Source organism: Bradyrhizobium sp. (assembly GCF_016462955.1).
GTDB lineage: Bacteria > Pseudomonadota > Alphaproteobacteria > Rhizobiales > Xanthobacteraceae > Bradyrhizobium.
The window spans coordinates 1-9948 of the sequence record NZ_JAEMSD010000245.1 but is presented as its reverse complement, the minus strand read 5'-3'; the positions used below and the strand labels follow the sequence as shown (position 1 = coordinate 9948).

The following is a 9948-nucleotide window of genomic DNA, read 5'->3' as shown; positions in this document are numbered from 1 at the left end:
GACGCATTCTGTGCACCGCCGGTCATCCAGATCGGTGATGTGCCGTGTGGTTCGACTGGTGATGACCACCCGAGAATGTAGAGGTCGACATCGTGGTTGCCATTGACGCGGTTGAGGAACGGCGCCCACTCCTCAGCGATGCATTCGATCTGAACACCGACGGCACGCGCAAAGTCACGGGTCATGGTTGCGATCTGTTCGCGTTCGCGATTGCCCGAGTTGTAATGGAGGCGCAGCAAGAGGGGAACACCGTCTTTTGTCCTTATGACTTCCGGTTGTCCTTCGGGTGTTTGCCAGCCGGCTTCATCCAATAACTGACGCGCTTGCGCCACATCAAATGGGCACCGGGTGACATCCGGGGTCGAAGCCCATGAAGCCGAAGCGACGATGCTGTCAATCAGGCGTGCATGGTTCTGACGGATTGTCTCAACCATGCGTGTCCGATCGATCGCATGTGCGAGCGCCTTTCGGACACGCAGGTCAGTCAGCGCCGGTCTGCGGAGGTTGAACCCGATGTAGGTCCATGCGGCGGTCGGCGGGTAGTACCCGACCGCTCGGATCAGGCGCTGCGTGCCGCCCATGCCGGGGATGACGCCGAGGTTGATCTCGGGCTGGCCGAACTTGGCGGTGTCGGCGGCGATGATGATGTCGCACATCATGGCAAGTTCGCAGCCGCCTCCCAGTGCATAACCGGCAACTGCGGCGATCGTCGGCTTGCGGCAACGCGCGATGCGGTCGCCGCCGATCGCGGCGAAATCCTCGGAGAACATGTCGATGAAGCCTTTGGGCTGCATCTCCTTGATGTCGGCGCCAGCGGCAAAGGCCTTCTCGCTGCCGGTCACGACGATGCAGCCAATGGCGTCATCGGCCTCCAAATCCTCGACCGCTGCGGCGATCTCGCGGAAGACGCCGAAGGAGAGCGCGTTGAGCATCTTCGGCCGGTTCAGCTTGATGATGCCGACCGCACCCTGGCTTTCGACGATGATGTGTTCGAACGTGCTCATGCTCCACCCACGCTTTTGATTGGATGAGCAATGTGCCCGCTGGCGCGGTGGGCTTCAAGGGGGCCGGACCGAGCCGCGCGTTGGTCGCGCGTCCCGGCGGAACCTGCGATCAAGCCATGAACATGCGCGCGGCAGAGGCCAGGGTCAGCAGCGTGCCGACGCCGATGAAGATCTTGCCGATCAGGGAGCTCTGGTCCCAGGCCGAGCTCTGCTGGCTGGCCATCACCGGTGCCGGCCGTGGCTGCGCCTCGGTTGCGGCAATCACCGCCGTCTGCACCGGCGGGTTCTCCTGCACGGCACGATCGATGTCATTGATCTGATCGGGCGCGACGACCTGGCTGTCCTGGCTCTCTGCGCTGGTATTATCGGCTGCTGCCTGGACGTTGTCGTTGGCCCGATTGGTCATCGCGGAGGCCGCAGCGGCACTTGGCGTGTCGGCGGCGAGCTGTGCATTGGCGTTGGCGACCTCGGGCGGCATCTGGGCCCACGCCGGCATCTCAGCGTCGCTCTTGTTGATCTTGTCTTGCTTGGCCTCATCAGCCTTGGCCGCGGCGTCCTTCTTGTCGGATTTCTGGGCAGCCTTGCTGCTGCCGCTGGTACGGCGCGCGTCATGGCGGCGGGGCTTGGCCGTGTCGGCTCCCTTCGCGACGCCGTCGGATTTGTTGCTTGCGGCCGAATCCGGCGCCGCCTGTGCAACGCCCCCGAACAGCAAGACAAGCCCGGCCAAGAAGATCAGGGCTGCGCGCGTGCTGGCTTTCATCATGTCGACGATCTCCCCAATTCCGCCCGTCCCGGCTGCGAACAGAGACCCCGGCGCGTGACGACAGCGGGGCAAAAAAGGGGAATCTTCGGGCTACGCCCGCCAAAAAAGCGGCAAACGCTCGCGCGCAAGCTGGCTGCCCGATGCAGGCGGCACCGATCGGTGTTATGAGGCCTCGCAGACGTCGACGGCGGCTTTGGTCGCGCAGGTGCGGTTTTGATCACGAATTTGTGATACGAACGTTGTGCGCGTAACAAATTGATTGAGCGGCCGAATTGCAAGTGAGGGGCGCGGGTGCGCGGACGTGAGGACGAATGGACCGGCCTGATGCGGTCGGCCAGGGCGGGCGATGATGCGGCGTATCATCGCTTGCTGAAGGCAGTCGCGCCGGTGCTGCGCGCTGCCGCGAGGCGCGGCTTGGCGCGGGCTGGTCAGCCTCCCGATCAGGCCGAGGATATCGTGCAGGAGATTTTGTTGGCGGTGCATCTGAAGCGGCATACCTGGGACAGCGAAGCTCCTTTCGCGCCCTGGCTGTTTGCGATCGGCCGTAACAAGCTGATCGATGCGCTCCGGCGGCGCGGCAAGCGTGTGTTCGTCAATATCGACGATTTCGCCGAGACGCTGCCGGGCGAGGCGGCGCAGGAGACGGCTTCGGCCGGCGAGGTCGCCGCGCAGCTCGGCACGCTGCCGCAGCGCCAGCGCGACGTGCTGCAGTCGATCGCGGTCGAAGCCGCGTCGATCAAGGATACGGCGGCGAAGTTATCGATGAGCGAGGGCGCGGTGCGGGTGGCGCTGCATCGCGGACTTGCGGCACTGACGGGCAAACTGCGGGACCATTAGTCATGCACACCGATCAACTCATTCGCTCGCTCGCCGCCGACAACCCGCACCGCGCGCCGCGCGTCGGCGCCGTGCTGAGCATGGCGCTGCTGGTGGCTGCGCCCCTGTCGATCCTGATCTTTGCGACGTTCTTTGGCGTGCGCGCCGACGTGATGAGCGCCATGCGCAACCCGTTCTTCGACATGAAGTTCGCGGTGACGCTGTCGCTCGCGATTCCCGCCATCATCGTCAGCCTGCATCTGTCGCGTCCCGAAGCCCTGCTGCGCGGCTGGGGCTGGCTCTTGCTGCTTCCCGTCGGGCTGCTCGCCGTGGCGATCGGCAGCGAGGCGATGATGGCGCCGGCAATGCCGATGACGATGCGCCTGATGGGCAAGAATTCCAGGGTATGCCTGGTGGCGATCCCCGCGATGTCGCTGCCGCTGCTTGCAGGGGCATTGTTCGGGCTGCGCCACGGCGCGCCGTCGCGACCCGCGCTTGCCGGAGCGCTCGCCGGCCTGGTGTCGGCCGGGCTCGCCGCGACCCTCTACGCCTCCCACTGCACCGACGATTCCCCGCTGTTCGTCGCGACTTGGTACACGCTCGCGACCGCGTTGGTGACCGCGATCGGCGCGCTGGTGGGGTCGAGGGTGTTGCGGTATTAGCAGCGCGCCGGCTCACGCCGCCGGGGTCGCTTGCAGCTGCATGCGGTGGAAGCGCAGGACCTGCTGCGCGGTCGACGCGCGCAGCGCCTCGTAAGTGTCGCGCAGCGTCAGCATGTCCGTCTGCGAGCCGCTGGAGAGCTTCTCGCGCATGGCGATGATGGCGCGCACGCTCGACCATTGCATGCCGGCGACCTTGGCGAGGATCATCACGCCTTCGGTGCGGCTCTCGATCATCATGGTCTCGGCGGTCTCGACCGCGACGCCTGCGAGCGCAGCCAGCGCCGCATTGGTCTCGTCGAACTTGCCCTGCTCGGCGAAGGCCTTGACCTGGAGCTCGTTGAGGCGACCGTCCGCGTGCAGCGACGTCACCAGCGCGCGGGCCATCTCGGTCTGCTTCGTCATGGCGACGGCGCGAACCCGTTGGGCCGCTTCCTCGACGGCCCGCGACACTTCGATCGCGAGCTCGGGATGGGCGGCCGCGAGCTTCTTGCGCACGCTTAGGGATGCCTTGGCGACCAGCCTCAGATAGTGATGACGCGGCAGGTCGGGCCGCAGTCCGATGCAGTTGGCGAGGTCGTCGTCGCGTTCGGCGCGGACGACGAGGTCGGCGAGGCTTTGCTCGGAGAGCCGCGCGCCGGGGTTGCCGACGGTCGACTGCACCACGTCCTCGTTGCCCCGCGTCACCAGCACGTCGGTCAGCGCTTCCGACAGCGTATGCCGCAGCGAGATCGCCTTGAGGTGGGCCTGGCCCCTGGTACGCGCGATCTCGATCAGGGTCGCTTCGTCCAGCCGTTCCGATTTCGACAGCACCGGGCCGGCGACCTCGATGACCTCGTCGAGCGCGAGCGTACGGATGGTCTGCGGCGGCGCACCCGCGATCGGCGCCAGGCGTTCGGCAAGCAGCGTCCTGGCCGAGGTCTCGATCTGCCCGATCAGGCACTGGAACACGTCGTCGAACACGCGGACATGGTCGTCGGAATAGTCGAGGGCGTTGCCCGCGAAAAGATCGGTGACCCTGCGCAGCGTTTCGACCCGGCGCGCGACCGTGCCGTGCGAGAGCGCAGCCTGCAATTCGTCGAGCAGATCTTCGGATTGTCTTGAGGATTTGGATCTCATTGCCCTGTCCTGGAGCGTTCGGCCCGGCGTCTGCCGTGCCGGAAGAAAATGGATTGGTCAGCCGGTTGCAATGCAGTTGCGCCCCTGCGCCTTGGCGGAATAGAGCGCGCTGTCGGCGCGCGCGAGAAACGAGTCGGCAGTATCATTGTCGCGCAGTGTCACGACGCCCGCGGAAATGGTCACCCGGATGCTCGGGGAGAATGCGCTCCAGTCGAGGTCGGCGACGATGCCGCGCAAGCGCTCGAGCATGCGGCGCGCCACGTCGCCCGGCGTGTCCGGCAGCAGCAGCAGGAATTCCTCGCCGCCGTAGCGCCCGAAACTGTCGGTCGCGCGGATGTTGGCGAAAATGGTGATTGCAAACGTGCGCAGCACTTCGTCCCCGACCGGATGGCCGTGGGCGTCGTTGATGCGCTTGAACCAGTCGAGATCGAACAGCGCGATCGCGCAAGGCGTGGAGTCCTGCCGTGACTTTTCGATCTCGGCGTCGAGGAGCCGCATGATGCAGCGGCGGTTGTAGGAGCCGGTGAGCTCGTCGAGCTCGGCCAGCTCCTCGATGCGCTGATAGGCCGCCTTCAGCTCGATGCTGCGGCGGTACAGGACTTTGCGCAAGGTGGCGCCGAACAGCCCGAGGAAGGCGCACTGGCCGATCACCAGCACGAAGCAGAGCATGGAGGCGGTTCGCTGCAGCAAGGTCGCGACCGGCAATCCGATCGGGAGGTCCGATCCCAGGAAAACCGAAGCGAGCCCGCAGGTGGCAAGGCCCCAGGTCAGTACTGCCTGACTCGAGGTCATGCGCAGCGTGCCGAACGCGAAGATCAGGAACAACACGGCGAGGAAGGTGACCCCGATCGTCGGCACCGCGAGCAGGAACACCAGCTGCAGGGCCATATGCGCCGAGATCTGATAGACGGTGAGGTAATGATCGTCGAACCGGTCGCCGAAACCGGCTTCAGACAGCACCGTGAAGGTCCCGATGATCAGGAGGCCGCTCAGCCAGAACAGCGACGGAACGACCATCGAGACCGCGCCGTCATAGGCGTAGAGCAGCAGGACCGAGGCGCCCAGCGAATAGCTTGCGACCTGGGCGATGTACATCTGGCGGCGCTGCCGGGCCCGGCGCGCCTTGACTTCGGGAGCCGTCGTCTCGGGCACGGAGACGACATCCGCGACCTCTGCGGCATTCCTCTCCGGAAAGGACGTCGCGGCCGTGCTCATGGTCCCGCCATTGGTCGATGTCAGCGTAAAAACCTACGTGGCAAGCCTTTAGGTTTGGTATCCTTTGAAATCGAATCCGGAGCGTGCAGGACCGAACAAGGTGATCAGCCAGCTTGGGTTTACCGGCGATCAATATCGTTTGCGCTGCGGTCGAGCCGAAGCAGGGCTTGGCGCGACAAAGGTGGTGCAGGGCTGCTATGGAACCGGATGAGGCCGGCCGCATGTGCCCGGCTAGGCATTCCGCAGGGAAATACCGAGTATTATGATACCAATTCGGATTGGCGATGCTGACCACCACGGGTGGGACCGGAAAAATGCCCGTATGTGGGTTAGCTCACACAGGCCCCCGTATGACTGCGGTAGCATGAACAATTTTGCCCTCCCCGTCGAACCGTCCAGCGCATCGACCCGACCAACTTTGCGAGACGGCCATTGAGCGCGACACAGGCGGCTTCGGACGAGATCCTGATCGCCAGGATCGCTCAAGGTGACCGGCTTGCCATGCAGGTGCTGTACGGGCGGCACCATGTCAGGGTTTACAGGTTCGGTCTGAGGCTCGTGCGGGACGAGCAGGCGGCGGAAGACCTCATCAGCGAGGTGTTTCTCGACGTCTGGCGTCAAGCTGGCAAGTTCGAGGGCCGATCCGCGGTTTCCACCTGGCTGCTGGCAATCACCCGATTCAAGGCCCTGTCTGCGCTCCGGCGCAGGAAGGATTTCGAGCTGGACGAAGAAGCCGCCAACGCGATCGAGGACACGTCCGATGATCCGGAAACGGTGGTGCAGAAGAAAGACACCAGTGAGGCGTTGCGGGAGTGTCTGACGGGCCTCTCGCCGGACCACCGGGAAATCGTCGATCTCGTCTACTACCACGAGAAGTCCGTGGAAGAGGTGGCTGAAATCGTCGGGATACCGGAGAACACTGTGAAGACGCGCTTGTTCTATGCGCGCAAGAAACTTGCCGAACTGCTGAAGGCAGCCGGCGTTGAGCGAGGCTGGCCATGATGGCTTTGAGCAAGAAGATGCTGGAGCAAGAGCCCGGTGAAATTGAACTGCTGCTGCCCTGGCACGCTGCCGGCACGCTGAACGTGCGTGATGCGCGCCGTGTCGAGGAAGCGCTGGCGCGCGATCCCGAGCTGGCGAGGCAATATTCCGCCATCCGCGGCGAGTACGAAGAGACCATCCACCTGAACGAGAGCCTGGGGGCGCCGTCGTCGCGCGCGATGCAGAAGCTGTTCGCCGCGATCGACGCCGAACCGGCGCGTGCGACCGGCTCGCTGCCGCTGTCGGCGCGCATCGCGACCTTCTTCGCGAGCCTGTCGCCGCGCACGCTGGCCTGGTCGGCGAGCCTCGGCGCCGTCGCGCTGGTGCTGCAGGCCGGAATCATCGGCGCGGTGCTGATGAAGAACCAGCCGGCGACCTTCCAGACGGCTTCGGTCTCGACCAGCGCGCCGATCACACGCGAACTCGGGTCATCCGCCGCGCCGTCGCGCGCGTTGGTGCGCTTCACGCCCGAGGCGCGCGTCGCCGACATCACTGCGCTGCTCGACAGCTACCAGGCCTCGATCATCGGCGATGCCAAGGGCGGCATGTTCCGCCTCCAGTTCGACAAGGCGATGAGCCAGGACGAGCTCGCCTCGCTGCTCGGCAGGATGCAGCGCGAGAAGTTCGTCAACCTCGCCGTCGCGGCGCCCTAAGGGCGCCGCTGAGCCGATGACGGGCAAGTCCAAGAGCAGGTTGCGCGCCAAGGCCCACGCGTCATCGGTCGCCGCCGTGCTTCTGATCGCCGTCTGTTTCGGTGCCCAGCAAGTGCAGGCGCAGGCGGTCATGCGTACGCCGACGATCAGCGTGCCCTCGCGCACGCCGACCATCACGCCGAGCATCACCCCGCGCGTCAGTCCCAATGTCGCGGCGCGCCCGGTCGGCGTCGCCGGCGGCCCGCGGACCATGGCGACCATTCCCAACACCACCTCGCGCATCCGGCCGACGGTGCCGGTGCTGCCCTATGCACGCTATTCGCCGAACCTCTATCCGGCCTGCACCGCGCCCAATCGCGGGGCCGACGGCGAATGCGCGGGCCAGCCGAGTGCTGGCGGAGAGGGCATCGGAAAATCGGGCAAGAAGACCGCCGGCAAGGGGCGCGGCAGCAGGACGCCGGCCGCGGTGACCTCGACCAGCTTCGCAGGCGAGTTCGTCGCCGAGATCGACGCTGCGCTGTCGTCGGCCGAGGCCGACCAACTGGCGCGCCGGCACGGCTTGAGGCGCATCTCGTCGGAAAATTTCCCGCTGATCGGAGCCACCTTCGGCCTATTCCGGATCAGCGACGGCCGGCCCTACGAGACGGTGCGGCGTGAATTCGCAGCCGACGGCAGCGTGCGCTCGCTCCAGCCGAACTTCCGCTACGTGCTCCAGGATCAGAGGTCGTCGCGGACGACCGAGGGCGATCCTGCGCAATATGCGCTGACGAAGCTCCGCCTGCCGCAGGCGCATACGCTGGCACATGGCGCCAACGTGACGATCGCCGTGATCGATTCCGGCATCGACGCCAGGCATCCCGAGCTTGCCAATTCCATCGCCGATAGTTTCGACGCGCTCGGCAGCTCCGAGGGACCGCACGTCCACGGCACCGGCATCGCCGGCGCGATCGTGGCACATGCCCGGCTGATGGGCAGTGCGCCGGAGGCCCGCATCATCGCGATCCGGGCTTTCGGCGGCGCCAATGGCGGCGCCGAAAGCTCGTCCTACATCATCCTGCGCTCGCTGAATTATGCCGCCGAGCACGGTGCGCAGATCATCAATATGAGCTTTGCCGGCCCGAAGGACGCGGTGATCGAACGCGCCATCGCGGCGACCGCCGCGCGCGGGCTCGTGCTGATCGCCGCCGCCGGCAACGCCGGCCCGAAATCGCCGCCGCTCTATCCGGCCGCCAATCCCAACGTCATCGCGGTCAGCGCGACGGATCAGCAGGACCGGCTGTTCACAGCGTCCAACCGCGGCAATTACATCGCCGTCGCAGCACCCGGCGTCGACATCTTCCTGCCGGCGCCGGACGGCAAGTACCAGATGACGTCGGGGACCTCGTTCTCGGCCGCCTACGTCTCCGGCGTCGCGGCGCTGCTGCTCGAGCGCAACCATGCCCTGAAGCCGGAAGCGCTGCGGACGACCCTGACGAAGACCGCGCGCGACCTCGGCTCGCCCGGGCGCGACGAACTCTTCGGCGATGGTCAGACCGATGCGTTTGCCGCAGTGATGGCAGTTCCCGCCGACAGCGCGTCGCCGGTTGCGGCGGCACCCGGTACAACAAAACGTGAAGATGCCGCCAAGCGCCGCGATGAGCCGGGCAGCCGCGCGATCGAGCAGCCGTCGCTGTCGAGCACGGACGATAAATCCACGATTTCTCAGGCGGATAGGCCGGCGACGCGATAGCGTCTGCGACAAAGATGCGCGCGAAGCCGAAAGCAAAAAAGCGAACGCCGCCTTGAACGTTCAGCCAGCTGCCACGACCAAATTATGTGGGAGCGGTCATCCCTCCCCATCGGTCATATCAGGCGCGAGCGCCCATCCACCCCAAGCGCCCATATGGCTTGACCCGTCCGGTTGTCCCCCCGGACGGGTCTTTTCTTTTCAGAGCGTTTTTCCTCCGACATGGATTCCGTTCGCGCGAAGAGCATGCGTCAAACCGAAAATCCAGAGCTCTGATCTTCCTTCGATCAAAACCGAGACTCCGGGTGTCCGATCCTTCGAAGTCTCCCATTCGTTCATCTTGCGGTTGAGGTTCTCCGGAATTTGGCTCGCCGTCGCGCGCGCAATGCGCCGCAACTCCGTTATGCTTGCGGGGAGCTTGACTCGAAAACACGGAAATTCTCCGCACGACTACGGTGTTTGATGACGAACGCCGTGTCGCTGCTGGACAAGTCAAAACTTTTCCACAAAATATTCATGTCGCGTCTAAATTGATTCGTGTGCGTTGCGTCTCCGCGTCCGTATTTTCTCCCGACGGGCTGGTTCATGACACATCGCCTAGAGTTTATCCGCGACGCGGCTGGCAGCCGCCAGATTGCGGCGCGCTGGTGCGCTCTCGCCGAGCAGCGCCTGCAACATCTCTCCGAGATGTTCGAGACCGGCCGCTGGCGCCGCTATCATTCCGAGATCGCGTTCCTCGAAAACATCCAGGAAGCCAAGCGGGCAGTCCAGACCTGGCGCGCGCTCGCAACCGGCGGTGACGTCGCCGAGGCAGCCGCGAGTGTAACGCCTGCCTTCGGTTGGTCGCCGGCGGCGATGCCGCGCGAGCAGCCGCCGCACACCGTGCAGCCGAAAGCCGTGCATATCGTTCCCGAGACCGCCGTGCCGGTCGGGCTCGATCCGCAGCCGGATG

10 protein-coding genes are annotated in these 9948 nt (G+C 65.3%); 6 read left to right on the top strand and 4 right to left on the bottom strand.

Features of this window, described 5'->3' with window-relative positions:
- On the bottom strand, positions 1-1004 hold a 1004-nt coding region (locus JHD07_RS22885; protein ID WP_291626137.1), incomplete at its 3' end, for an enoyl-CoA hydratase-related protein.
- Between the two features lie 109 nt (positions 1005-1113).
- Entirely contained in the window at positions 1114-1767 is a 654-nt protein-coding gene (locus JHD07_RS22880; protein WP_291626135.1) for a hypothetical protein, read from the bottom strand.
- Positions 1768-2058: 291 nt separating this feature from the next.
- On the opposite strand from JHD07_RS22880, the gene JHD07_RS22875 reads away from it, so the two are divergent.
- Positions 2059-2604, top strand: coding sequence for a sigma-70 family RNA polymerase sigma factor (locus tag JHD07_RS22875; RefSeq protein ID WP_291626133.1), 546 nt, complete (start codon positions 2059-2061; stop codon positions 2602-2604).
- A 2-nt stretch (positions 2605-2606) separates the two neighbouring features.
- On the top strand, positions 2607-3245 hold the full coding sequence (locus JHD07_RS22870; RefSeq protein WP_291626131.1) for a DUF1109 domain-containing protein: 639 nt from the start codon (positions 2607-2609) through the stop codon (positions 3243-3245).
- 12 nt (positions 3246-3257) lie between these two features.
- Here JHD07_RS22870 and JHD07_RS22865 read toward each other — a convergent pair whose 3' ends face one another.
- A complete protein-coding gene (locus JHD07_RS22865; protein ID WP_291626129.1) occupies positions 3258-4361 on the bottom strand; it encodes a DUF2336 domain-containing protein in 1104 nt (367 codons plus the stop codon).
- Between the two features lie 57 nt (positions 4362-4418).
- Positions 4419-5576 carry a GGDEF domain-containing protein gene (locus tag JHD07_RS22860; RefSeq protein WP_291626127.1) on the bottom strand — a complete coding sequence of 386 codons (1158 nt, stop codon included), beginning with the start codon at positions 5574-5576 and terminating at the stop codon, positions 4419-4421.
- A gap of 432 nt (positions 5577-6008) precedes the next feature.
- On the opposite strand from JHD07_RS22860, the gene JHD07_RS22855 reads away from it, so the two are divergent.
- From JHD07_RS22855 to JHD07_RS22840, 4 genes are all read left to right on the top strand, one after another.
- Positions 6009-6578 carry a sigma-70 family RNA polymerase sigma factor gene (locus JHD07_RS22855; protein ID WP_025035047.1) on the top strand — a complete coding sequence of 190 codons (570 nt, stop codon included), beginning with the start codon at positions 6009-6011 and terminating at the stop codon, positions 6576-6578.
- Entirely contained in the window at positions 6575-7270 is a 696-nt protein-coding gene (locus tag JHD07_RS22850; RefSeq protein ID WP_291626121.1) for a hypothetical protein, read from the top strand. The genes JHD07_RS22855 and JHD07_RS22850 overlap by 4 nt, the downstream gene beginning before the upstream one ends.
- 16 nt (positions 7271-7286) lie before the next feature.
- Positions 7287-8999 carry a S8 family serine peptidase gene (locus tag JHD07_RS22845; RefSeq protein ID WP_291626119.1) on the top strand — a complete coding sequence of 571 codons (1713 nt, stop codon included), beginning with the start codon at positions 7287-7289 and terminating at the stop codon, positions 8997-8999.
- Between the two features lie 582 nt (positions 9000-9581).
- Positions 9582-9948 (top strand): TIGR03809 family protein (locus tag JHD07_RS22840; protein ID WP_291626117.1); only part of this gene is annotated, 367 nt, incomplete at its 3' end.